The organism is Curtobacterium sp. VKM Ac-2889, from assembly GCF_015350855.1.
Taxonomy (GTDB): Bacteria; Actinomycetota; Actinomycetes; order Actinomycetales; family Microbacteriaceae; genus Curtobacterium; species Curtobacterium poinsettiae.
This window is the reverse complement of sequence record NZ_JADKSC010000002.1, coordinates 97,552-120,746: the sequence shown is the minus strand read 5'-3', so window position 1 is coordinate 120,746 and position 23,195 is coordinate 97,552. Positions and strand designations below refer to the sequence as shown.

Genomic DNA, 23,195 nt, shown 5'->3' with positions numbered 1-23,195 from the left:
CCGTAGGACCGAATGCCCACACAAGTCTCCACACCGCAGCCGCTCGAGAACGGCACCCTCCGCGTGATCCCCATCGGGGGCCTCGGCGAGATCGGTCGCAACATGACCGTCTACGAGTACGAGGGCAAGCTGCTCATCGTCGACGCCGGCGTGCTGTTCCCCGAGGAGCACCAGCCCGGTGTCGACCTGATCCTGCCGGACTTCACGCCGATCCGTGACCGCCTCGACGACGTCCTCGGTGTCGTGCTCACGCACGGCCACGAAGACCACATCGGCGCGGTCCCGTACCTGCTGAAGCTCCGCGACGACATCCCGCTGATCGGCTCCACGCTGACCCTCGCGCTCGTCGAGGCGAAGCTCAAGGAACACCGGATCAAGCCGTACACGCTCGTCGTGGCCGAGGACCAGACCGAGCAGATCGGCCCGTTCCACCTCGAGTTCGTCGCCGTGAACCACTCCATCCCGGACGCCCTCGCCGTCGCGATCACGACCCCCGCCGGTCGTGTCCTGCACACGGGTGACTTCAAGATGGACCAGCTCCCGCTGGACGACCGGATCACCGACCTCCGCGCGTTCGCCCGTCTGGGCGAGGCCGGCGTCGACCTGTTCCTGCCGGACTCCACGAACGCCGACGTGCCGGGCTTCACCGCTCCGGAGCGCGACATCGGCCCGGTGCTCGAGAACATCATCATGCGCGCCCGCAAGAAGGTCGTCGTGGCGAGCTTCTCGTCACACGTGCACCGCGTGCAGCAGGTCCTCGACGCCGCCGCGGCCGCGAACCGCAAGGTCGCGTTCATGGGCCGCTCGATGATCCGCAACATGACGATCGCCGCCGACCTCGGGTACCTGCGGGTGCCGGAGAACGTGCTCATCGACACGAAGAAGGCGAAGAACGTCCCCGACGACCAGATCGTCTACATGTCGACCGGGTCGCAGGGTGAGCCGATGGCCGTCCTGGCCCGCATGGCGAACCTCGAGCACCAGATCGAGATCGGCGAGGGCGACACCGTCATCCTCGCGTCGTCGCTCATCCCGGGCAACGAGAACGCCGTGTACCGCGTGATCGACGGGCTGACCAAGCTCGGCGCGAAGGTCGTGCACAAGGGCAACGCCAAGGTGCACGTCTCCGGACACGCCTCGGCCGGCGAACTGCTCTACTGCTACAACATCCTGCGACCGCGCAACGTGCTCCCCGTCCACGGCGAGCACCGTCACCTGTACGCGAACGCCGACCTGGCGATCCAGACGGGCGTCCCGCCGCGCAACGTGATCCTCGGTCAGGACGGCATCGTCGTCGACCTGAAGGACGGCGTCGCAACGGTCGCCGGCCAGCTCGACATCGGCTACGTCTACGTCGACGGCTCCACCGTCGGCGAGATCACCGACGCCGACCTGAAGGACCGCCGTGTCCTGGCCGAAGAAGGCTTCATCTCGGTCTTCTGCGCGGTGGACTTCACCACCGGGCAGTGCGTGATCGGCCCGGAGATCCAGTCGCGCGGCTTCGCCGAGGACGACTCCGTCTTCGACGACGTGCGCCCGCAGATCGCCAAGGCGATCTCCGAGGCCGCAGCCAACGGCACGCGCGACTCGCACGCCTTCGCGCAGGTCGTCCGTCGCACGGTCGGTCGTTGGGTGAACACGAAGCACCGTCGTCGTCCGATGATCGTCCCGGTGGTCATCGAGGCCTAGCCTCCGTCCCCGCCCTGGAGGCCCGTCCAGCGTCCGTCACGGACGCTGCGGCGGGCCTTCCTGCGTTTGTCCTGGGCGGGCGTTAGGGTTCTGCCCATGGCCGGAGGCACCAAGTCGACCACGCGCTCGCGCGCGTCCACGTCGTCCCGTGGCAACGGGACGCGCGGTTCGTCGCGCACCCAGGCCACGACGAAGAAGCTGCCGCAGGCCGCACCCACGCCGGTGTTCCGCGAGCAGAACCCGCTCGTGACCTTCTGGCTCGCGATGGCGCACGGCGTCGGCGCGATGTTCCGGCTGCTCGGCAAGGAGACCCTCGAGAAGGACCAGCGGCGCGACGGGTTCCCGTTCCTGCTGTTCCTGCTGGCCATCGCCGGCGGGGTCGTCGAGTGGCTCAACCCGACCAACAGCGTCTCCGTCGCACTCGACGCGTACACGTTCGGCGGGCTGTTCGGCCGCCTGGCATTCGCCCTGCCGGTCATCATGATCGTGTTCGCCGGGTGGCTGTTCCGGCACCCGGCCTCGGTGCACGACAACACCCGGATCGGCATCGGTCTGGGCATCCTGATCGTCTCCATCGCCTCGCTCTGCCACGTCTTCGGCGGCCGACCGAGCGCGGCCGACGGCATGCCCGCGCTCGCTGCCGCCGGTGGGGTGCTCGGCTGGGTGGTCATCGGCTGGCTCGTCACGATCGCGACCGCGTGGGTGGCCGTGCCCGTGGCGATCGTGCTGCTCGTGCTCTCGCTCTTCATCATCACCAAGACGCCGCCGAACAAGCTCGGTCGCCGGCTGCACGAGCTCTACGCCTACCTGTTCGGTGCCCCGGCGCCCGCTGCCGAGCCGGACGCGGACGCCGCCGCCGCGGCGGAGCCCGCCGCCCGCACCCGCACCTCGAAGCGCGGCAAGAAGGGCGACGCCGACTTCCAGCTGTTCGACGACCTCGGGTTCGGTGACGAGCAGGCCGCTGCCGGCGCCGAAGCCGGCGGCGACAACGTGCCGTGGTGGCGCCGCAACAAGTCCGGACGCGAAGAGGACCCGGCGTACGACAGCCCGGTGCTCCCGCCGGCCACCGGTGTCGCGCCCGCTGCCGCTGCCGTCGCGCCCGCTGCTCCCGTCGTGAGCCCGAACGCCGGGGCCGCCGCAGGGCTCGTCGACCTCACGCCGGCCGAGCCCGCGTCGGTCAACCTCAACGACTCCGTCGAGCAGGACCTGCAGGACGCCGAGCAGGCCCTGCGCGCGTTCGGCACCGACGTCCCCGCGCGCCCGCAGCCGACCGCCGACATCCGTCCCGCGGTGCCCGAGGTGCTGTCCGAGCCCGAGGTCGTCGACGAACCTGAGGACATCGACGCCGCCGCCGAGCTGAGCGCGGCCGCCGCCGGGTCCGACGACGACCCGTCGAAGCCGTACCGACTGCCGGCCGCCACCACCCTGAGCTCCGGCACGCCCTCGGTCGCGCGCAGCCAGGCGAACGACGACATCGTCGCCGCCATCACCGGGGTGCTCACCGAGTTCAAGGTCGACGCGAAGGTCACCGGGTTCTCCCGCGGGCCGACGGTCACCCGGTACGAGATCGAGCTCGGCCCGGGCGTCAAGGTCGAGCGCGTCACGGCCCTGTCGAAGAACCTGTCGTACGCGGTCGCCTCGAACGAGGTCCGCATCCTGTCGCCGATCCCGGGCAAGAGCGCGATCGGCGTCGAGATCCCGAACACCGACCGCGAGATCGTCTCGCTCGGCGACGTGCTGCGCTCGAACGCCGCGCGCAAGTCGAAGCACCCGATGACGATCGGCGTCGGCAAGGACGTCGAGGGCGGCTTCGTCGTCGCGAACCTGGCGAAGATGCCGCACCTGCTCGTCGCCGGCTCCACCGGTTCCGGCAAGTCGGTGTTCATCAACTCGATGATCACGTCGCTGCTGATGCGCGCGAAGCCGTCCGAGGTCCGCATGGTCCTGGTCGACCCGAAGCGCGTCGAGCTCTCGATCTACGCCGGCGTCCCGCACCTCATCACCCCCATCATCACGAACCCCAAGAAGGCAGCCGAAGCGCTGCAGTGGGTCGTGAAGGAGATGGACATGCGGTACGACGACCTGGCGTCGTTCGGGTTCCGCCACGTCGACGACTTCAACAAGGCGATCGAGAACAACGAGATCGTCCTGCCGGCGGGCAGCGAGCGGAAGCTCAAGCCGTACCCGTACCTGCTGGTGGTCGTCGACGAGCTCGCCGACCTGATGCTCGTGGCACCGCGTGACGTCGAGGAATCGATCGTCCGCATCACCCAGCTCGCCCGCGCCGCCGGCATCCACCTGGTGCTCGCGACGCAGCGGCCCTCGGTCGACGTCATCACCGGCCTGATCAAGGCGAACGTGCCGTCGCGCATCGCCTTCGCGGTGACGAGCGTCACGGACTCCCGCGTCATCCTCGACCAGCCCGGCGCCGACAAGCTGATCGGTCAGGGCGACGCGCTCTTCCTGCCGATGGGTTCGTCGAAGTCGCTCCGCGTGCAGGGCGCCTGGGTGCAGGAGGGCGAGGTCGCCGAGGTCGTCCAGCACGTCACACGGCAGGCCCAGCCCGAGTACCGCCAGGACGTCCAGGCCGTGGTCGAGCGCAAGGAGATCGACGCCGACATCGGCGACGACCTCGAACTGCTGCTCGCGGCCGTCGAACAGGTCGTGTCGACCCAGTTCGGTTCGACGTCGATGCTGCAGCGCAAGCTCCGCGTCGGCTTCGCCAAGGCCGGTCGCCTGATGGACCTGATGGAGTCGCGCGACATCGTCGGACCGTCCGAGGGCTCGAAGGCCCGCGACGTCCTGGTGACCGCCGACCAGTTGCCCGCGGTTCTCGCGAAGCTCCGCGGCGAGGAGCCGCCCGCCGCGGCCGCTCCGGCAGCGCCGGCACCGACGCCGTCCGGCGACGGTGACCGGTACGGTGCCGACCCCGTCGGGGACATGACCCGCGGGTACGATGAAGTCCACGACGAGCCCGATGAGGACGCGTGGGGACTGACGGGCAGGGAGTGACGGCGATGACCGCCTCGGACAGCACGAACACCACGCACGGCGCACGGTTCCCGTGGCGCGGGCGGCTCTTGCGCAAGGGCCCCGGCCCGGCGTCGACCGCGAACGTCGCGAACATCATCACGGTGGTGCGCATCCTGATGGCGCCGCTGTTCTTCGTCCTGCTGCTCACCGACGCCGGGAACGACGGGCCCCTGCGCATCTGGGCCGCGGTCGTCTTCGTCGTGGCGATCGTCACGGACAGCGCCGACGGCATCATCGCCCGTCGGCAGAACCTGGTCACGGACTTCGGCAAGCTCGTCGACCCGATCGCCGACAAGGTGCTCATCGGGGGTGCGCTCGTCGCGCTGTCCATCCTGCAGGAACTGCCCTGGTACGTGACCGTGCTGATCTTGGTGCGGGAGATCGGCATCACGGTCTTCCGGTTCGCGGTGCTCTCCGACCGGGTGATCCCGGCCAGCCGCGGAGGCAAGATCAAGACCGTGCTGCAGGCCGTCGCGCTGACGGCCGCGCTGTTCCCGTGGTGGAACCTGGTCGGTGACTGGGCGCACTGGGTCAACGGCATCCTCATGACCGCCGCGTTCCTGGCAACGGTCCTGAGCGGGATCGACTACCTCTGGCAGGCATGGAAGCACAACCGCACCACCGCATGACCAGGCCCGACCGTTCGACCGAGGCCGCGCCCGTCGAGCCGGTCGCACCGGGTCTCATCGCCGAACTGACGGCGCGGGGCGAGACCCTCGCCGTGGCGGAGTCGCTGACCGGCGGACTCGTCGTCGCGACCCTCGTCGACGTGCCCGGGGCGAGCGCCGTCGTCCGCGGTGGCGTCGTGGCGTACGCGACGCCCGTGAAGCACTCCGTGCTCGGGGTCTCGGCGGACCTGCTCGAGGCCGAGGGCGCCGTGCACCCGGAGGTCGCCCGGCAGATGGCCGCCGGTGTCCGGATCGCGCTGTCCGTCGACGGGGAGCCCGCAACGTGGGGGATCAGCACGACGGGTGTCGCCGGCCCGGACCCGCAGGACGGCAAGCCCGTCGGCACCGTGTACGTGGGGATCGCCTCCGCCGCGGGCGCCGAGGCCTTCGAGCTGCACCTCGACGGTGACCGGGGAGCAATCCGTCACGCCACCGTCTCCGAACTCCTTGCACGGATGTCGTCCGAGATCCGGGGCCGGGAATAGGTCCCGTTTCCACTGGGTTACATCTCACGAAATCTCCAGCAGTACGGCAGCCAGCCTGGCTAACATGCTGCAACCGGCAACGCTATTGTTGCTGAACCCGAACTCGTTCCACCGGACCGAGCGGGCGCGGAGACGACAGAGAGGAGGAGTTCTCATGGTTCTCGTTCGTCAGGAAATCGGCGATGTGCTCCGGGACTTCCGCTTGCAGAAGGGCCGGACCCTCCGTCAGGTCGCGTCCAAGGCCAGTGTCGCGCTCGGGTACCTCAGTGAGGTCGAGCGTGGGCAGAAGGAAGCCAGCTCGGAGATCCTCGCGTCCGTCGCGGATGCTCTGGACACGCCCATCTCGACCATCATGCGCGAAGTGGGCGACCGCCTCGCGATCGTCGAGGGGCTGACCCCCGTCCCCGACACGCTCCCGGACGACCTCGTCGCCGAGTTCGACAACGACCTCGCGGTGCGCTGACCGCACTGCACCGAACGCCCTCGCCGGTCCTTCCCGGCGGGGGCGTTCTGCGTTCCGGCCCGCGACGACGCGCTTAGGCTGGTCGGATGCGCGTGAGTGAGTTCTGGCGAGCCGTCGACCAGGTGTTCGGCGAGGCCTACGGGTCCGTGGTCACCCGTGACGTCGTGCTCGAGGGGCTGGGCGGTCGCTCGGCCGTGGACGCCCTTGCCGCCGGCATCGACGCCCGCCGGGTGTGGGATGCCCTGTGCGACTCGCAGGACGTCCCGATGGACCGTCGGCACGGCAAGGGCCTGGCCGAACCCCAGGACTGAGCGCGGTCCTGCAGGGTCCGGCACCCGAAACTGTGTTCGGCGTGTTGCTCGAACGCGTGTTCGATCGGTGGTAACTTCCTCCACAGCGGCGTCGCCCGGATGCTCCATCCACAGATCGCGTGACCGTCGGCAGTGATGTCGGTGGCTCGCCATAGGTTGATGGACATCGGGAACAGCCCGAAGCCTTGTCGCAGAACCATCGGCCTTGCACCATCGGCCGGCGTGGACGCGACAGCCTACAGGCGGCCGAACACGAGCACGAAGGAGCACCCCATGCCATCACCGGCAGACCGCGAAAAGGCCCTCGAGACCGCACTCGCACAGATCGACAGGCAGTTCGGCAAGGGTGCGATCATGCGCCTCGGTTCGGACGAACGCGCCCCCGTCAACGTCATCCAGACCGGGTCGGTGGCGCTGGACGTCGCGCTCGGCATCGGTGGCCTGCCCCGCGGCCGCATCGTCGAGATCTACGGCCCGGAGTCGTCGGGTAAGACGACCCTCACCATCCACGCCATCGCCAACGCCCAGCGCGCCGGTGGCATCGCGGCCTTCATCGACGCCGAGCACGCGCTCGACCCCGAGTACGCCAAGAAGCTCGGTGTCGACATTGACGCCCTGCTCGTGTCGCAGCCCGACACCGCCGAGCAGGCGCTCGAGATCGCGGACATGCTGGTCCGCTCCGGCTCCATCGACCTCATCGTCATCGACTCCGTCGCGGCCCTCGTGCCCCGTGCCGAGATCGAGGGCGAGATGGGTGACTCGCACGTCGGTCTGCAGGCCCGCCTCATGTCGCAGGCGCTGCGGAAGCTCGCCGGTGGCCTGAACCAGACGCAGACCACGATGATCTTCATCAACCAGCTGCGCGAGAAGATCGGCGTGTTCTTCGGTTCGCCGGAGACCACCTCGGGCGGTAAGGCGCTGAAGTTCTACGCGTCCGTCCGCCTCGACATCCGTCGCATCGAGACGCTCAAGAGCGGTACCGACGCGGTGGGCAACCGAACGCGCGTCAAGGTCGTCAAGAACAAGATGGCGCCGCCCTTCAAGCAGGCCGAGTTCGACATCCTGTACGGCGTCGGCATCTCGCGCGAAGGCTCGCTGCTCGACTTCGGTGTCGACCACGGCATCGTCAAGAAGTCGGGCGCCTGGTACACGTACGACGGCGACCAGCTCGGGCAGGGCAAGGAGAACTCGCGTTCCTTCCTGATCCAGAACCCCGAGATCGCTGCCGACATCGAAGGCAAGATCCTCGCCAAGCTCGGCGTCGGCGGCGCCAAGGCCGAGGACGCTCCGGTCGAGTCGATCGCGCCGAAGCTCGCGGAGCGCAAGGGCGCGTGAGCACCGACCACGACGACGACGGCCTCGCACCGGTCACCGACCTGTTCGGTGCGAGGTCGCGTCGTCGCGCTCCCGTCACACCGGTGACGCCCGCGATCCCCGCACCGCCGGTGTCACCGGACGAACCACGAGACGTCGACGGGTGGGCACTGCCCGAGTCCGGCGACGCTCGGCCGGACGAGTTCCCGGCACCCTTCGACGCCGATTCGCCGGTGCCCCTGCACGGTGCCCGGGGCCCAGCAGCATGGGTGTCGCCCGTGATCGGTGACGGCAGCGGGCGCTCGACCCGGGCCGAGCAGGACGGCTACGACTCCGAGACCGCCGACGCCACCACCGCGTCGGTGTTCTCCATCGCCGGCGGCGAGGAGATCGACCCGGCTGACGCACCCCGTCCGCTCGACGAACAGCGCGCGGACGCCGAACGGCTCAGCCTCCGTGCCCTCGGGCGCAAGGGCGTGAGCGAGTCCGAGATGCGGACCCTACTGCTGCAGCAGGACCTCGACCCCGACGTGGTCGAGCACGAGATCGAACGGTTGACCCGTGTCGGGCTCCTGGACGACGTCGCCCTCGCCACCGACCTGGTCGACCGGCTGCACGCGCGCAAGGGCCTCGGCCGCCAGGGGGTTGTCACCGAACTCCGACGCCGGGGGATCGACCAGGTGGCGATCGACACCGCACTCGACGAAGCCGCCGACGACGAGGACGACGAGTTCCTCCGCGCGCAGGAACTCGCCGACAAGCGAGCGCCGCAGATGCGCGGCCTCGACCGGGCCACCGCGGAACGTCGGCTGTCCGGCTTCCTGATGCGCAAGGGCTACAGCTCCGGCGTCGTCCGGATCGCTGTCGCACGCGCACTCGACGGCGGCGGCAGACGGCCGCCTTCCGGCCGCGGGACCGTGCGGTTCGAGTAGCCGCTCCGACCTACACTGGGACGACCATGGCCACCGTCGCAGCGCGCCCCCGCACCTACGAAGTCCGCACCTACGGGTGCCAGATGAACGTGCACGACTCCGAGCGGTTGAGCGGGTCGTTGCAGGCCGCGGGCTACACCGCGGCGGACGGCGAACAGGCCGATGTCGTCGTCATCAACACCTGTGCGGTGCGCGAGAACGCGGACAACCGGCTGTACGGCAACCTCGGACAACTCGCGGGCATCAAGCGCGAACACCCCGGCATGCAGATCGCCGTCGGCGGGTGCCTGGCGCAGAAGGACAAGAACGTCATCCTCGAGAAGGCGCCGTGGGTCGACGTGGTCTTCGGCACGCACAACATGGGATCGCTGCCGACCCTGCTCGAGCGGGCGCGGCACAACGACGAGGCGCAGATCGAGATCCTCGAGGCGCTCGACGTCTTCCCGTCGACGCTGCCCACCAAGCGCGACTCGACGCACAGCGGCTGGGTCTCGATCTCGGTCGGTTGCAACAACACCTGCACGTTCTGCATCGTCCCCTCGCTGCGTGGCAAGGAGAAGGACCGCCGCCCCGGTGACGTCCTGGCCGAGATCCAGGCGCTCGTCGACGACGGTGCGATCGAGGTCACCCTGCTCGGGCAGAACGTGAACTCCTACGGCGTCGAGTTCGGCGACCGACAGGCGTTCGGCAAGCTGCTGCGGGCCACCGGTGGCATCCAGGGGCTGGAGCGCGTGCGTTTCACCAGCCCGCACCCGGCAGCGTTCACCGACGACGTCATCGACGCGATGGCCGAGACCCCGAACGTGATGCCCCAGCTGCACATGCCGCTGCAGTCGGGCTCCGACCGGGTGCTCAAGGCCATGCGCCGGAGCTACCGCAGCGAGCGGTTCCTCGGCATCCTCGACCGCGTCCGCGCGAAGATCCCGCACGCGGCGATCTCCACCGACATCATCGTCGGGTTCCCCGGCGAGACCGACGCCGACTTCGAGGACACCCTGCGCGTCGTCGAGCAGGCGCGGTTCGCCTCGGCGTTCACGTTCCAGTACTCGATCCGCCCCGGCACGCCCGCGGCGACGATGGACGACCAGCTGCCGAAGCACATCGTGCAGGAGCGGTACGAGCGACTCGTCGCCCTGCAGGAACGCATCACGGCGGAAGAGAACGCACAGCAGGTCGGCCGGAGCGTCGAGGTGCTCGTCGCCTCGGGTGAAGGCCGCAAGGACGACGCCACCCGCCGGCTCTCCGGTCGCGCGGAGGACTCCCGGCTCGTGCACTTCACGGTGCCCGCCGGGTCCGCGGTCCCGCGCCCCGGCGACGTCGTCACCGTCGACATCACCCGGGCGGCACCGCACTTCCTGCTCGCCGACGACGACGCCCCGCTGCGCATCCGACGAACCCGGGCCGGAGATGCCTGGGACCGCGCGCAGGCCGAGAGCTGCGGCGTGCCCACCCCGGCCGGCGCCGCAGCCGACGGCACACGTCCGGTCTCGCTCGGGCTGCCCACGCTCCGTGTCGGACGCTGAGCCCACCGCTGGCGTGCCGTCGAGCGGCTCGACGCTCGGGTCCGGTACCGGCGCCGAGGCCGACCTGATCGCGGTCGTCGGAGCCACGGGCACGGGGAAGTCCGACCTCGGCATCGCGATCGCCGAGCGCCTGCGTGCCACCGGTCGCAACGCGGAGATCATCAACGCGGACGCCATGCAGCTGTACCGCGGCATGGACATCGGCACCGCGAAGCTCCCGCTGGCCGAGCGGCACGGCATCCCGCACCACCAGCTCGACGTGCTCGACGTCACCGACGAGGCGAGCGTCGCCGCCTACCAGGTGGCTGCACGCACCGACGTCGACCGGATCCAGGCCGACGGTGGCGTGGCCGTCCTGGTCGGGGGCAGCGGGCTCTACGTCTCCGCGGTGCTGTTCGACCTGGCGTTCCCGGGCACCGACCCCGAGCTCCGTGCGCAGCTGGAGCGCGAGCACGACGCGCTCGGCCCGGGCATCCTGCTCGAACGGCTCCGTGCCCTCGACGCGGCGGCCGCCGCGACGATCGACGCACGCAACCCACGGCGGTTGATCCGTGCACTCGAGATCGCGAGCCGATCCGAGGTCGTGACCCCGAGCCTTCCGGCCGCGCCCCGCGCCTGGCGACCGTCCCGCATCCTGCACCTGCGACGCGACCGGGAGCAGCTCGTGTCGGCGCTGCACGAGCGCGCGGCGCGGATGTTCGACGCCGGACTCGTCGACGAGGTCGCGGCGCTCCGCGGGCTGGGACTCGAGCAGGGCCGGACCGCGCGTGGCGCCATCGGGTACTCGCAGGCGCTCGAGGTGCTCGCCGGCACGTCGACCCGCGAGCAGGCCGTCGAGGCGACGGGCATCGCGACCCGCAAGTACGCCCGCCGGCAGGTGTCGTGGTTCCGCCGGTACGCCGACGCCGAGACGCTCGACGTCACCGGGGCCGACCGCGGTGACCTGACGGAACTGGCCCGTAGGATCGTGCCGTGACCGAGCTGCACTTCACCAAGGGCCAGGGGACCGGCAACGACTTCGTCCTGTTCGCCGACCCCGACGCCACCGTCGACCTGACCCCCGAGCGGATCCGTGCCATCGCGGACCGACGCTTCGGCGTGGGCGGGGACGGCGTGATCCGCGCAGTGCGGTCCGAAGCGATCCCCGAGGGCCGCGCGCTCGTCGCCGTCGAACCCGAGGCGACGTGGTTCATGGACTACCACAACGCCGACGGCACGGTCGCCGAGATGTGCGGCAACGGAATCCGCGTGTTCGCCCGGTACCTGACCGAGTCCGGCCTGGTCGAACTGGCGCCCGGCGAGACGCTGACGGTCGGCAGCCGCAAGGGGCTGGTCGACATCCAGCGCACCACGAACGGGTTCGCGGCCGACCTCGGCCGCTGGAGCCTGGGCATCGAGGGCGGTGGATCCGACGACGTGCTCGTCCGGGCGAAGAACCTCGATGGGGCGCGCCCCGGCATCGGCATCGACGTGGGCAACCCGCACGTGGTCGTCGCCGTCGAGACCGAGGACGAACTGGCCGACCTCGACCTGACGTTCCTGCCGGTGCTCGAACCGGCGCCCGAGCACGGTGCGAACGTCGAGTTCGTGCTGCCGGGCGACCCGCTCATCAAGGACGGGGTCGGCGAGATCACCATGCGGGTGCACGAGCGGGGGAGCGGTGAGACCCTGTCGTGCGGAACCGGTGCCGTGGCGGCTGCCCTCGCCACGCGCTACTGGGTCGGTGCGGGGGCGCCGGACACCTGGCGCGTGCGGGTGCCGGGCGGGCTGCTCACGGTGCGGATGACGGCGACCGAGGACGGCGAGCACGTTTCGCTGTCCGGGCCCGCCGAGCTCGTGTTCTCCGGCGACCTGACGGTCTGACGGTCTGACGCGCTGCGCGGCGCGGGCGCGTCGCGCGCGCCCTACGCGCTGTGCTGCACCCGGAGGACGCGGAAGCCCTTGGCCGTCGACTCGCGCGTGACTGCGAAGCCCGGACCGAGGGCGCCGACGAGCCACTTCTGCAGGGAGTCACCCCCGAGGTCCTTCGACACGACGAGCCAGGCATCGCCCCCGACCTCGAGCCGGGGCAGCCACGTCAGCAGGATCTGGTGCAGCTCGTCCTTGCCGACCCGGATCGGCGGGTTCGACCAGATCGTCCGGAACCGCAGGTCTGCCGGCACGTCGTCGGGCAGCGCGATCGTGACGTTCGCAGCTCCGGCCGTCGCTGCGTTGGCCCGGGCGAGTCCCAGCACCCGCTCGTTGACGTCGACGCCCCAGACGTGGGCGTCGGGGGACTGCAGCGCCATGGTGATCGCGATCGGCCCCCAGCCGCAGCCGATGTCGAGCAGCGCTCCGTCAGCAGCGGGTGCCGGCACCGAACCGAGCAGGACCTTCGTGCCGCGGTCGACGCCGTCGGGACTGAAGACCCCCGCCGCGGTCGACAGGGTGAGGGGCTGACCGGCGAGCGTGACGTCCACCTGGCGGGGCCGGACGTCGCTCTCGGGGTTGGCCGAGAAGTAGTGGTCGTTCGCCATGGATGAACCGTACCGGCAACCGAGTGTGTCGACGGGCCTGCGGAGGTAGCCTGTGCACAGGATGACGGATACCCATCAGCAGAACCACCAGACCAACGACGACAGCGCAGACGGTGTCGTCGAGAGGGTGTTGCGCAACGCAGACCACCGCGCAGCATCGTCCATCTTCGCGCCCGCCCAGGCGATCCAGACGCGGTCGACCGACGATCGCAGCTGGACGGGCGACGGCGACCAGTACGACCGTGAGGACCGTGCGGCGCTGCGCCGTGTCGCCGGCCTCTCCACCGAGCTCGAGGACGTCACCGAGGTCGAGTACCGCCAGCTGCGGCTCGAGCAGGTCGTCCTGATCGGCGTGTACCCCCAGGGCGACGCGCAGGACGCCGAGAACTCCCTCCGCGAGCTGGCGGCACTCGCCGAGACCGCGGGTGCCGTGGTGCTCGACGGGCTCCTCCAGCGCCGGCCGAACCCGGACCCGGCCACCTACCTGGGCAAGGGCAAAGCCCAGGAGCTCGCGATGGTCGTCAAGGCCACCGGCGCCGACACCGTCATCGCCGACACCGAACTGGCACCCTCGCAGCGTCGTGCGCTCGAGGACGTCGTGAAGGTGAAGGTCATCGACCGCACGGCCGTGATCCTCGACATCTTCAGCCAGCACGCGAAGACCCGCGAGGGGAAGGCGCAGGTCGAACTCGCCCAGCTGCAGTACCTGCTGCCTCGACTGCGCGGTTGGGGTGACTCGATGTCCCGGCAGGCCGGTGGCCAGGTTTCCGGAGGCGCTGGCATGGGCTCTCGTGGCCCCGGTGAGACGAAGATGGAGCTCGACCGCCGCAAGATCCACACGCGGATGGCGAAGCTCCGTCGGCAGATCGCCGGGTTCACCCCGGCCCGTGAGGCCAAGCGTGCTGAGCGCAACCGCAACGAGGTGCCGAGCGTCGCGATCGCGGGCTACACCAACGCCGGCAAGTCGTCACTGCTCAACCGACTGACGAGCGCGGGTGTGCTCGTGCAGAACCAGCTGTTCGCGACGCTGGACGCGACGGTCCGCCGGACCGAGAGCACCAAGGGCCGCGAGTACACGTTCGCCGACACCGTCGGCTTCGTGCGCAACCTGCCGCACCAGCTGGTCGAGGCCTTCCGCTCCACCCTCGAAGAGGTCGGCGACGCCGACGTCATCGTGCACGTGGTCGACGGCTCGCACCCCGACCCCGGGGCGCAGCTGTCCACCGTGCGCGAGGTCATCGGTGACGTCGGTGCGGGCGACATCCCGGAGGTCGTCGTGTTCAACAAGGCCGACCTGATCGACGACGCGCAGCGCCTCGTGCTCATCGGGCTCGTGCCGGACGCGGTGTTCGTTTCGGCGCGCACCGGTGAGGGCATCCCGGAGCTCCTCAGCGTCATCGAGGACCGCCTGCCCGAGCCCGACGTGGACCTGACGATCGTGGTGCCGTACGACCGCGGTGACCTGGTGTCGTCGCTGCACGACACCGGCTCGGTCGAGTCCGTCGACTACGTCGAGGACGGCACGCGCCTGCGGGTGCGCGTCTTCCAACGGCAGGTCACCGAGCTCGAGCCCTACGTGGTCACGCCCGTCCCGACCGTCTGACCCTCGGCTCCGACTGGCGCTGGCAACTGGCTGGCGCTGGTGAGCGCTGCCGCGCGGCCTGGAGGCCCGTCACAGGTCCGTCAGACGCCGTCGTGTCACCGAGACACCCCGGAACACACGAAACGCCGCCGAATCCGGCGGCGTTTCGTCGTGCAGGGGGCGTCGTACGGTGACGACGGCGTCCCGCGCCGGTGCGGCGCGAGCAGTGGTCAGAGGGAGCGGAGGACCGCGACGACCTTGCCGAGCACCGAGGCCGCGTCGCCGAGGATCGGCTCGAAGGCGGAGTTCCGAGGCAGCAGCCACGTGTGGCCGTCGCGCTGGCGGAAGACCTTGACGGTCGCCTCTTCGTCGAGCATGGCCGCGACGATGTCCCCGTTCTCGGCGGTCTGCTGCGACCGGACGACGACCCAGTCGCCGTCGCAGATCGCGGCGTCGATCATCGACTCGCCGACGACCTTGAGCATGAAGAGCTCGCCGGTGCCGACGAGCTGACGGGGGAGCGGGATGATCTCGTCGACGTGCTGCTCGGCGGTGATCGGGACACCGGCGGCGATCCGGCCGACGAGCGGCACGAGCGTCGTGGCGTCGATGTCCGGGCCGCCGACGTCGGAGGTCGGCTCGTCAACCAGGACCTCGAGCGCACGCGGGCGGTTCGGGTCGCGGCGGATCCAGCCACCGAGCTCGAGCTGGCCGAGCTGGTGGGAGACGCTGGAGAGCGAGGAGAGCCCGGCGGCGTCGCCGATCTCGCGCATGCTCGGCGGGTAGCCCCGCGAGGCGATCGACGCACGGATCGCGTCGAAGATCGCCTGCTGCTTCGGCGTCAGCGGCTTCTGGCCCCGCAGTTCGTCCACCACGTCGTCTCGCTTTCGTCGGTGCCGGTCCGGCCGCGGCGGGAATGTCGGTGGTCCCCGTCAGGCTTGTCCCAGTCGATCGAAACAGTATCCGACCAGCCAGGGCCGGACAAACACCTGTTCGAGCGTGTCGCAAGAAAACCCCGCAGAAATCCTCTCCCAGGACTTGTGCGTCGTCCGATTCGAAACTATGTTCGGTACAGGACTTCGGTTCCACCGAACGGGAAGGCAAGAACGACATGAGCACCATCGCCATCGCTGACATCCAGCGCACCGCGGCGCCCGCCGTGCGTACCCGCCTGCGTCTGACGCGTCGCGGCCGCATCGTCTTCACGACGCTCGCCGCGATCCCGCTCCTCGTCGTCGTCGCCCTCGGCGTGCTGAACGGCGGACAGGCCTCGGCCGGTGACGCCACCGCCGGCGGTGCCCGCACCCACTTCGAGACCGTGACGGTCCAGCCGGGCGAGACGCTCTGGCAGCTCGCCGAGCAGACCGCCCCCGACTCCGACCCGCGCGACTTCGTGCAGGACGTCGTCAGCCTCAACGCGCTCGACGGTTCGGCGCTGCAGGCCGGCGAAGAGCTCTCCATCCCCACCAAGTACACCGACGGCGAGTAGTCACTCGGGCAGCCCCGTCCAGACGGCTGGTCGTCGCACGGTGACAGCGGCCTACGATGGATCGGTGGCATTCACGCTCGAAGACCTCCCGATCCGAGACGACCTGCGCGGGCAGAGCCCCTACGGCGCCCCGCAGAAGCACGTCCGCGTGCAGCTGAACGTCAACGAGAACACGCATCCCGTTCCGGACGACGTCGCCGCCGACATCGTCGAGTCCATCAGGCAGGCCCTGCTGACGGTCAACCGGTACCCGGATCGCGAGTTCACCGAGCTCCGCCAGTCCCTGGCGGACTACCTCGGGCACGACCTGACCGCCGAGCAGCTCTGGGCGGCGAACGGGTCGAACGAGGTGTTGCAGCAGCTCCTGCAGGCGTTCGGCGGGCCCGGTCGCTCGGTCCTCGGGTTCCCGCCCACCTACTCGATGCACTCGATCCTCGCGTCGGGTACCGGCACGACGTGGATCCCGGCCCAGCGGGACGACGAGTTCCGCATCTCGCCCGAGACCGTCGTCGCAGCCATCCGCGACCACAAGCCCGACATCGTGTTCCTGTGCGGGCCGAACAACCCGACGGGCACCCCGCTCGACACCGAGACGATCGCGGCGGCCTACGACGCGACCGACGGCATCGTCATGGTGGACGAGGCCTACGCCGAGTTCATGCCGTCCGACGCTCCGAGCGCGCTCACACTGCTGCCCGGACGTGAGCGTCTCGTGGTCTCCCGCACGATGAGCAAGGCGTTCGCGTTCGCCGGTGCCCGGGTCGGGTACATGGCCGCGCACCCCGCCGTCGTCGACGCCGTCCGGTTGGTCCGGCTGCCGTACCACCTGTCCGCGCTCACCCAGGCGGCAGCGGTCGCGGCACTCCGGCACGCCCCCGAGATGCTGGCGATGGTCGACGACATCAAGGGCCAGCGTGACCGCATGGTCACCGAGCTGCGGGGCATGGGGTACCGGACCTACGAGACCTGGTCGAACTTCGTCCTGTTCGGCGGAGTCGCCGACCCGAACGCTGCGTTCGAGGCGCTGCTCGAGCGCGACGTCATCGTGCGCGACCTCGGGATCCCGAACCACCTGCGGGTGAGTGCGGGGACCGAAGCCGAGACGACCGCGTTCCTCGACGCCATGCGGCAGGTCGCCGCCGAGCAGCCGCCGGTTAGGGTTGACGCATGACCGCCCGCACCGCCTCGATCAGCCGTTCGACGAGCGAATCGAGTGTCGAACTCGAGCTCGACCTGGACGGCACCGGGACCTCGTCGATCTCGACCTCCGTCCCGTTCTTCGACCACATGCTGACCGCGTTCAGCAAGCACTCCCTGATCGACCTGCGCGTGCGCTCCACGGGTGACACCGACATCGACGTGCACCACACGGTCGAGGACACCGGCATCGTGCTCGGACAGGCGATCAAGCAGGCCCTCGGCGACCGGTCCGGCATCGGCCGGTACGGCGATGCCCTGGTCCCGTTGGACGAAGCGCTGGCCCAGGCCGTCGTCGACGTCTCCGGGCGTCCGTTCCTGGTGCACTCCGGCGAGCCCGCGGGCTTCGAGTTCCACCGCATCGGCGGGCACTTCACCGGCTCGATGGTCCGCCACGTGTTCGAGGCGATCACGTTCAACGCCGGGATCACCGTCCACGTCCGCGTGCTCGAGGGCCGCGACCCCCACCACATCGCCGAAGCCGAGTTCAAGGCGTTCGCCCGGGCCATGCGCAAGGCGGTCGAGCTGGACCCGCGCGTCGACGGCATCCCGTCCACGAAGGGCGCCCTGTGACCGCCGCCAAGCCGAACGTCGTCGTCCTCGACTACGGGTCGGGCAACGTCCACTCCGCCGCCAAGGCGCTCGAGCGCGCCGGGGCTGACGTCACCCTGACGTCGGACAAGCAGGCGGCGCTCAAGGCTGACGGCTTGCTCGTCCCCGGTGTCGGGGCGTTCGCGGCCGTGATCGACCAGCTCGAGGGCGTGCAGGGCGGCGAGATCGTCGACCACCGCCTGGCAGGCGGGCGCCCGGTGCTCGGCATCTGCGTCGGCATGCAGGTCCTGTTCTCGCGGGGCATCGAGCGTGGTGCCGACGTCGAAGGGCTCGGCCAGTGGCCCGGCACCGTGCAGGAGATCCAGGCCGAGGTGCTCCCGCACATGGGCTGGAACACCGTGCAGGCGCCCGAGGACTCCGTGCTGTTCGACGGCCTGCACGACGAGCGCTTCTACTTCGTGCACTCCTACGGCGTGACCGACTTCCCGCTCGAGGCGTACGGGCCGTTCCGCGCGCCCCGCCTGACCTGGGCCGAGCACGGGCAGCCGTTCATCGCCGCGGTCGAGAACGGACCGCTCACCGCCACGCAGTTCCACCCCGAGAAGTCCGGCGAGCCGGGCATCCGCCTGCTCTCCAACTGGGTCCGCTCGCTCTGAACCCGGCCTGCACCGGGCGCGACGGCCGTGCCGGACGCGCCCCGGGCCTCCCGGCTGTCCGCCGCCCCTTCTCCACCGCAACGAAACCGACAGGACCATGACCGACCTCACCGACACCCCGCCCCTCGTCCTGCTGCCGGCCGTCGACGTCGTCGACGGACAGGCCGTGCGACTCACCCAGGGCGAGGCGGGCAGCGAGACCGGCTACGGCGACCCCGTCGCCGCCGCCCGCACCTGGCGTGACCAGGGCGCGGAGTGGATCCACCTCGTCGACCTCGACGCCGCCTTCGGCCGTGGCGACAACCGCCGGGTGATCGCGCACGCGATCCGCGAGGTCGAGGGGGTCTCGGTCGAGCTCTCCGGCGGCATCCGCGACGACGCCTCGCTCGAAGCGGCCCTGGCGACCGGTGCGGCGCGCGTGAACCTCGGCACCGCAGCGCTCGAGAACCCCGACTGGGCCGCGCGGGTGATCGGCGAGTACGGCGAGCAGATCGCCGTCGGGCTGGACGTCCGCGGCACCACGCTGTCGAGCCGCGGCTGGACCGAGGATGCCGGTGACCTGTGGGAGGTGCTCGACCGCCTCGAAGCCGCCGGGTGTGCCCGCTACGTGGTGACCGACGTCACGAAGGACGGCACGCTGCAGGGCCCGAACGTCGAACTGCTCCGCCAGGTGTGCGACCGGACCGACCAGCCCGTGGTGGCCTCGGGCGGGATCTCCACCCTCGATGACCTCCGTGCGCTCCGCGAACTCGTGCCGTACGGGCTCGAAGGCGCCATCATCGGCAAGGCGCTGTACTCCGGGGCGTTCACGCTGCCGGCCGCTCTCGACATCGCCTCGGAGTAACGCCGTGGCGGGCATCTCGAACGGTCGTGGCACCGGGCCGGAGACCGACGACGCGCACACCCCGGGTGGGGCGGCGGACTCGGCGGGGTTCTCGTGGGAAGGCCGCACGTTCGACCACCACGACACCGCGTTCGCGGACGACGACGGACTCGCCGACCCCGCGGTGGTCGCGGCCATCGGCTCACTCGCCGACGGTGCGTCCCAGGCCGCGATCGTCGATGCGCTCCGCTCCGCCCGCCTGCTCATCCCGCTCATCGCCGAGGCCGGCGACGTGGGGGAGACCGACGCGGGCAAGCTCGTCGACAAGACCCAGGAACTCTCGATCGTGACGGTCGCCGGCCCCGACGGTCGCAGCGTGATGCCCGCGTTCACCTCGGTCGACGCCGTGCACGCGTGGGACCCGGACGCGCGCCCCGTGCCGGTGGAGTCCCGCCGTGTGGCGATGGCCGCGGCGAGCGAGGACACCCAGCTCGTCGTGCTCGACCCGAAGTCGCCGACCGAGTTCGTGCTGCGTCGTCCGGCGGTGTGGGCACTCGGGCAGGACCTGCCGTGGACGCCGTGCTTCGAGGACCCCGAGGTGGCCCGTGCCTTCGCGGCCTCGGTCGAAGGGGAGCCCAGCGTGGCCCGTGTCGAACTCGCGCCGGGCGACCCGGTCGGCCGGTTCGCCGGACCGGAGCTGACGGTGGGCCTGGCGCTGCACCCGGGGCTCGACCGCGAGCAGGTCGGCGAGCTCGTCGGCCGGCTGCAGCAGCGGTGGTCGGCCGACCCCGTGATCGCGGAGCGGGTCGACAGCATGCGCGTCGCCCTGCGCGCTGCCTGACGAGCAGCAGTGCGGCGATGCGACCCGGCCCACCCCGACGTCGCCGGTACGATGACGGGGTGAGCCCGAACCCGACGACCAACCCCACCGGCGCGACCACCCACGGTCCGACGGGGCGTCCCGTCCGGGACTTCCCCGTGCCCGAGGAGCTCGACAGCACCGGACCCGCCCGCATCATCGCGCTCTGCAACCAGAAGGGCGGCGTCGGCAAGACCACGACCGCCATCAACCTGGGCGCCGCGCTCGCGGAGTACGGCCGCAAGGTGCTCGCCGTGGACTTCGACCCGCAGGGTGCGCTGTCCGCCGGCCTCGGTGTCCGCACCCACGACATCCACACCGTCTACGACCTGCTCATGGGTGCCGTGAAGGACCCGAACCAGGTCATCCAGCCGACGAACACCCCCGGCCTCGACGTCATCCCGGCGAACATCGACCTGTCCGCGGCCGAGGTGCACCTGGTCAACGAGGTCGCCCGCGAGCAGATCCTGGCGAGCGTGCTGCGCAAGGTCGCGAACGACTACGACGTGATCCTGGTCGACTGCCAGCCGTCGCTCGGCCTGCTCACCGTGAACGCCCTGACCGCTGCGCACGGCGTGCTCATCCCGCTCGAGTGCGAGTTCTTCGCGCTGCGCGGTGTCGCGCTGCTCATCGAGACGATCGACAAGGTGCGCGACCGCCTGAACCCGGCGCTCAAGCTCGACGGCATCCTGGCGACCATGTACGACTCGCGCACGCTGCACTCGCGCGAAGTCATGGAGCGGGTCGTCGACACCTTCGACGACCGCGTGCTCGACACCGTCATCGGCCGCACCGTGAAGTTCCCGGACGCCACGGTGTCCGCACGACCGATCACGCAGACCGCGCCGGACCACCCTGCCGCCCACGCCTACCGGCAGCTCGCACGAGAGCTCGTCCAGCGTGGCGCCGTCGCCTGAGCCGGGGTTCCGGGTCCGGCTCACCAACTTCGACGGACCGTTCGACCTCCTGCTGTCGCTCATCACGAAGCACGAGCTCGACATCACCGAGGTCTCGCTCGGTGCCGTGACGGGGGAGTTCATCCAGTACGTCCGGCAGGCCGAGTCCGCCGACGAGCTCGACGAGGCCAGCGAGTTCCTGGTCGTCGCGGCGACCCTGCTCGACCTGAAGATCGTCGGGCTGCTGCCGCAGGGTGAGCTCGTGGACGCCGAGGACGTCGCCCTGCTCGAAGCCCGCGACCTGCTGTTCGCCCGACTGCTGCAGTACCGGGCGTTCAAGCAGGCCGCCGACTGGTTCGGGGAGCGGTGGGGCATCGAGTCGCGCCGGCACGTCCGCAGCGTCCGGCTCGAGGAGCGGTTCCGCGCGCGGACGCCGGAGCTCGTCTGGACCCTGTCCGTGCAGGACTTCGCCGCCCTCGCCACGCTCGCCTTCGCCCCGCGGGAGATCCCGACCGTCGGCCTGGACCACCTGCACGCGCCGCTCATCAGCATCCGTGAGCAGGCCGCGATCGTCGTCTCGATCCTCCGCACCCGTGATGGTGAGGGTGTCTCGTTCCGCGAACTGGTCGCGGGCGTCGACCAGACCGGTATCGTGGTGGCTCGCTTCCTCGCGATCCTCGAGCTGTACCGGAACGCGTCGATCTCGTTCGAGCAGCTCGAGCCGCTCGGGGAGCTGACACTGCGGTGGACCGCCGAGGACTGGTCCGACGAGAGCCTCGCGAACCTGGGAGCCGACTATGACGGATGACGTGCACGACACGTCCAGCGCCGAACCCGGCGGCGCCGACGAGATGGCCGACGCCCGCGCGATCGAGCACGAGATCCACGACCCCGCCATCCCGCTCGACCGCCAGCTCGAGGCCATCCTGATGATCGCGGACGAGCCCCAGTCGCTCGTCGCGCTCGGTGCCGCCGTCGGTTCGCCCGTCCCCGCCGTGCGCCAGGCGATCGAACGCCTGGTCGCGGACTTCGACGGTGTCGACGGCACGATCCGCCGCGGCTTCGAACTGCGCGAGGTCGGTGGCGGTTGGCGCTTCTACGTCCGCGCCGACCTGGACCCCGTGGTCGAGCAGTTCGTCGAGGCCGAGCGACCCTCGCGGTTGTCGCAGGCCGCGCTCGAGACCCTGGCGGTCGTCGCCTACAAGCAGCCGATCACCCGATCGCAGATCGCTGCGATCCGCGCCGTCAACGTCGACGGCGTCGTCCGGACCCTGGTGGCACGCGGCCTCATCGAGGAGTCGTTCACCGACGCCGAGACCGGCGCCATCAACTACGTCACGTCCGACCTGCTCCTGCAGCAGCTCGGCATCAACTCGCTCGACGAGCTGCCGCTCATCTCGCCCCTCCTGGACGACGGTGCGGACGGCTTCGAGCAGAACGAAAGGATCCCCGATGGCAGGGTTTGACGACCGGGGGCGCGGCGCGCCCCGAGACCGAGACGACCGCAACGGACGCTCAGGAGGCCCAGATCGCTCCGGCCGCCCGGCTGGCGGACGCGGCGGGGCCGGCTCCGGTGCCGGTGGCCGCTCCGGCGGGTACGGTCGCGACGACCGTGGGGGCGCACGCCCGCCGCGGGACGACGACCGTCGTGGCGGGTACCCGTCGCGTGACGACCGTGGTGGGTACCGCGGGGCTTCGGCTCCGCGTGACGACCGTGGTGGTGACCGTGGTGGGTACCGCGGGGCTTCGTCACCGCGTGACGACCGTGGTGGTGACCGTGGTGGGTACCGCGGGGCTTCGGCACCGCGCGATGACCGTGGTGGCTACCGGGGCCGCGATGACCGGTCCGGTGGCGGCGACCGCGGCGGGTACCGCGGCAACTCCGCTCCGCGTGACGATCGTGGTGGCTACCGCGGCCGTGACGACCGCGGGGCTCCGGCTCCACGTGACGACCGCGGCGGCTACCGGGGTCGCGACGACCGATCCGGTGGCGGCGACCGCGGTGGGTACCGCGGCAACTCCGCTCCGCGTGACGACCGTGGTGGCTACCGCGGCAACTCGGCTCCGCGTGACGACCGTGGTGGCTACCGCGGCAACTCGGCTCCGCGTGACGACCGCGGCGGGTACCGGGGTCGCGACGACCGATCCGGTGGCGGCGACCGCGGTGGGTACCGCGGCAACTCCGCTCCGCGTGACGACCGTGGTGG

At 70.6% G+C, this 23,195-nt stretch carries 23 protein-coding genes and 1 pseudogene; 22 read left to right on the top strand and 2 right to left on the bottom strand.

The window, feature by feature from the left end; translation table 11 throughout:
* Positions 1–12: 12 nt before the first annotated feature.
* From ITJ50_RS06440 to dapF, 11 genes are all read left to right on the top strand, one after another.
* Positions 13–1,689, top strand: coding sequence for a ribonuclease J (locus ITJ50_RS06440; RefSeq protein WP_017885920.1), 1,677 nt, complete (start codon positions 13–15; stop codon positions 1,687–1,689).
* Positions 1,690–1,785: 96 nt separating this feature from the next.
* A complete protein-coding gene (locus tag ITJ50_RS06435) occupies positions 1,786–4,701 on the top strand; it encodes an FtsK/SpoIIIE family DNA translocase (protein ID WP_194590166.1) in 2,916 nt (971 codons plus the stop codon).
* A 5-nt stretch (positions 4,702–4,706) separates the two neighbouring features.
* A complete protein-coding gene (gene pgsA / locus ITJ50_RS06430; RefSeq protein ID WP_031259193.1) occupies positions 4,707–5,351 on the top strand; it encodes a CDP-diacylglycerol--glycerol-3-phosphate 3-phosphatidyltransferase in 645 nt (214 codons plus the stop codon).
* Complete coding sequence (locus ITJ50_RS06425; protein ID WP_194590165.1) at positions 5,348–5,875, top strand: CinA family protein; 528 nt, start codon at positions 5,348–5,350, stop codon at positions 5,873–5,875. Before pgsA ends, ITJ50_RS06425 begins: the two co-directional genes overlap by 4 nt.
* 154 nt (positions 5,876–6,029) lie before the next feature.
* On the top strand, positions 6,030–6,338 hold the full coding sequence (locus tag ITJ50_RS06420; protein ID WP_027464765.1) for a helix-turn-helix domain-containing protein: 309 nt from the start codon (positions 6,030–6,032) through the stop codon (positions 6,336–6,338).
* 86 nt (positions 6,339–6,424) lie between these two features.
* Positions 6,425–6,649, top strand: a complete 225-nt coding sequence (locus ITJ50_RS06415; RefSeq protein ID WP_017885915.1) for a DUF3046 domain-containing protein — start codon at positions 6,425–6,427, stop codon at positions 6,647–6,649.
* 273 nt (positions 6,650–6,922) lie between these two features.
* Complete coding sequence (recA, locus tag ITJ50_RS06410) at positions 6,923–7,984, top strand: recombinase RecA (RefSeq protein ID WP_027464767.1); 1,062 nt, start codon at positions 6,923–6,925, stop codon at positions 7,982–7,984.
* Complete coding sequence (locus tag ITJ50_RS17780) at positions 7,981–8,895, top strand: regulatory protein RecX (protein ID WP_052481723.1); 915 nt, start codon at positions 7,981–7,983, stop codon at positions 8,893–8,895. The genes recA and ITJ50_RS17780 overlap by 4 nt, the downstream gene beginning before the upstream one ends.
* 26 nt (positions 8,896–8,921) lie before the next feature.
* Positions 8,922–10,418 carry a tRNA (N6-isopentenyl adenosine(37)-C2)-methylthiotransferase MiaB gene (gene miaB, locus ITJ50_RS06400; RefSeq protein WP_194590164.1) on the top strand — a complete coding sequence of 499 codons (1,497 nt, stop codon included), beginning with the start codon at positions 8,922–8,924 and terminating at the stop codon, positions 10,416–10,418.
* Positions 10,405–11,394, top strand: a complete 990-nt coding sequence (miaA, locus tag ITJ50_RS06395) for a tRNA (adenosine(37)-N6)-dimethylallyltransferase MiaA (protein WP_236559562.1) — start codon at positions 10,405–10,407, stop codon at positions 11,392–11,394. Before miaB ends, miaA begins: the two co-directional genes overlap by 14 nt.
* Positions 11,391–12,281: a diaminopimelate epimerase gene (gene dapF, locus ITJ50_RS06390; protein ID WP_194590163.1), complete on the top strand. Its 891-nt coding sequence runs from the start codon at positions 11,391–11,393 to the stop codon at positions 12,279–12,281. Before miaA ends, dapF begins: the two co-directional genes overlap by 4 nt.
* A 41-nt stretch (positions 12,282–12,322) precedes the next feature.
* Here dapF and ITJ50_RS06385 read toward each other — a convergent pair whose 3' ends face one another.
* On the bottom strand, positions 12,323–12,934 hold the full coding sequence (locus ITJ50_RS06385; RefSeq protein ID WP_017885909.1) for a class I SAM-dependent methyltransferase: 612 nt from the start codon (positions 12,932–12,934) through the stop codon (positions 12,323–12,325).
* A gap of 61 nt (positions 12,935–12,995) precedes the next feature.
* Between ITJ50_RS06385 and hflX the strand changes: the two genes are divergently transcribed.
* Positions 12,996–14,537, top strand: a complete 1,542-nt coding sequence (gene hflX / locus ITJ50_RS06380; protein WP_056071260.1) for a GTPase HflX — start codon at positions 12,996–12,998, stop codon at positions 14,535–14,537.
* Positions 14,538–14,746: 209 nt separating this feature from the next.
* Here hflX and lexA read toward each other — a convergent pair whose 3' ends face one another.
* Positions 14,747–15,391 carry a transcriptional repressor LexA gene (lexA, locus tag ITJ50_RS06375; RefSeq protein WP_017885907.1) on the bottom strand — a complete coding sequence of 215 codons (645 nt, stop codon included), beginning with the start codon at positions 15,389–15,391 and terminating at the stop codon, positions 14,747–14,749.
* A 236-nt stretch (positions 15,392–15,627) separates the two neighbouring features.
* On the opposite strand from lexA, the gene ITJ50_RS06370 reads away from it, so the two are divergent.
* The 10 genes and pseudogenes from ITJ50_RS06370 to ITJ50_RS06325 form a co-directional block, all read left to right on the top strand.
* Positions 15,628–16,005 (top strand): LysM peptidoglycan-binding domain-containing protein, encoded by a 378-nt coding sequence (locus ITJ50_RS06370; RefSeq protein WP_017885906.1) that lies wholly within the window; start codon positions 15,628–15,630, stop codon positions 16,003–16,005.
* A 64-nt stretch (positions 16,006–16,069) separates the two neighbouring features.
* Positions 16,070–17,176 (top strand): histidinol-phosphate transaminase, encoded by a 1,107-nt coding sequence (locus ITJ50_RS06365; RefSeq protein WP_194590162.1) that lies wholly within the window; start codon positions 16,070–16,072, stop codon positions 17,174–17,176.
* Positions 17,173–17,775: an imidazoleglycerol-phosphate dehydratase HisB gene (gene hisB / locus ITJ50_RS06360; protein ID WP_027464776.1), complete on the top strand. Its 603-nt coding sequence runs from the start codon at positions 17,173–17,175 to the stop codon at positions 17,773–17,775. Before ITJ50_RS06365 ends, hisB begins: the two co-directional genes overlap by 4 nt.
* Positions 17,772–18,410 carry an imidazole glycerol phosphate synthase subunit HisH gene (gene hisH / locus ITJ50_RS06355; RefSeq protein WP_017885903.1) on the top strand — a complete coding sequence of 213 codons (639 nt, stop codon included), beginning with the start codon at positions 17,772–17,774 and terminating at the stop codon, positions 18,408–18,410. The genes hisB and hisH overlap by 4 nt, the downstream gene beginning before the upstream one ends.
* Before the next feature lie 97 nt (positions 18,411–18,507).
* The gene (gene priA / locus ITJ50_RS06350) at positions 18,508–19,254 is read left to right on the top strand and encodes a bifunctional 1-(5-phosphoribosyl)-5-((5-phosphoribosylamino)methylideneamino)imidazole-4-carboxamide isomerase/phosphoribosylanthranilate isomerase PriA (RefSeq protein ID WP_042538431.1); all 747 of its coding nucleotides are present in this window, start codon (positions 18,508–18,510) and stop codon (positions 19,252–19,254) included.
* A 4-nt stretch (positions 19,255–19,258) separates the two neighbouring features.
* Positions 19,259–20,074 (top strand): SseB family protein, encoded by an 816-nt coding sequence (locus ITJ50_RS06345; RefSeq protein ID WP_017885901.1) that lies wholly within the window; start codon positions 19,259–19,261, stop codon positions 20,072–20,074.
* A gap of 59 nt (positions 20,075–20,133) precedes the next feature.
* The gene (locus tag ITJ50_RS06340; protein ID WP_017885900.1) at positions 20,134–21,009 is read left to right on the top strand and encodes a ParA family protein; all 876 of its coding nucleotides are present in this window, start codon (positions 20,134–20,136) and stop codon (positions 21,007–21,009) included.
* Positions 20,993–21,796 (top strand): segregation and condensation protein A, encoded by an 804-nt coding sequence (locus ITJ50_RS06335; RefSeq protein ID WP_017885899.1) that lies wholly within the window; start codon positions 20,993–20,995, stop codon positions 21,794–21,796. Before ITJ50_RS06340 ends, ITJ50_RS06335 begins: the two co-directional genes overlap by 17 nt.
* The gene (gene scpB, locus ITJ50_RS06330) at positions 21,786–22,454 is read left to right on the top strand and encodes an SMC-Scp complex subunit ScpB (protein WP_017885898.1); all 669 of its coding nucleotides are present in this window, start codon (positions 21,786–21,788) and stop codon (positions 22,452–22,454) included. Before ITJ50_RS06335 ends, scpB begins: the two co-directional genes overlap by 11 nt.
* Positions 22,441–23,195, top strand: a pseudogene (locus tag ITJ50_RS06325) (ATP-dependent helicase); the annotation flags it as partial. The gene scpB and the pseudogene ITJ50_RS06325, both read left to right, overlap by 14 nt.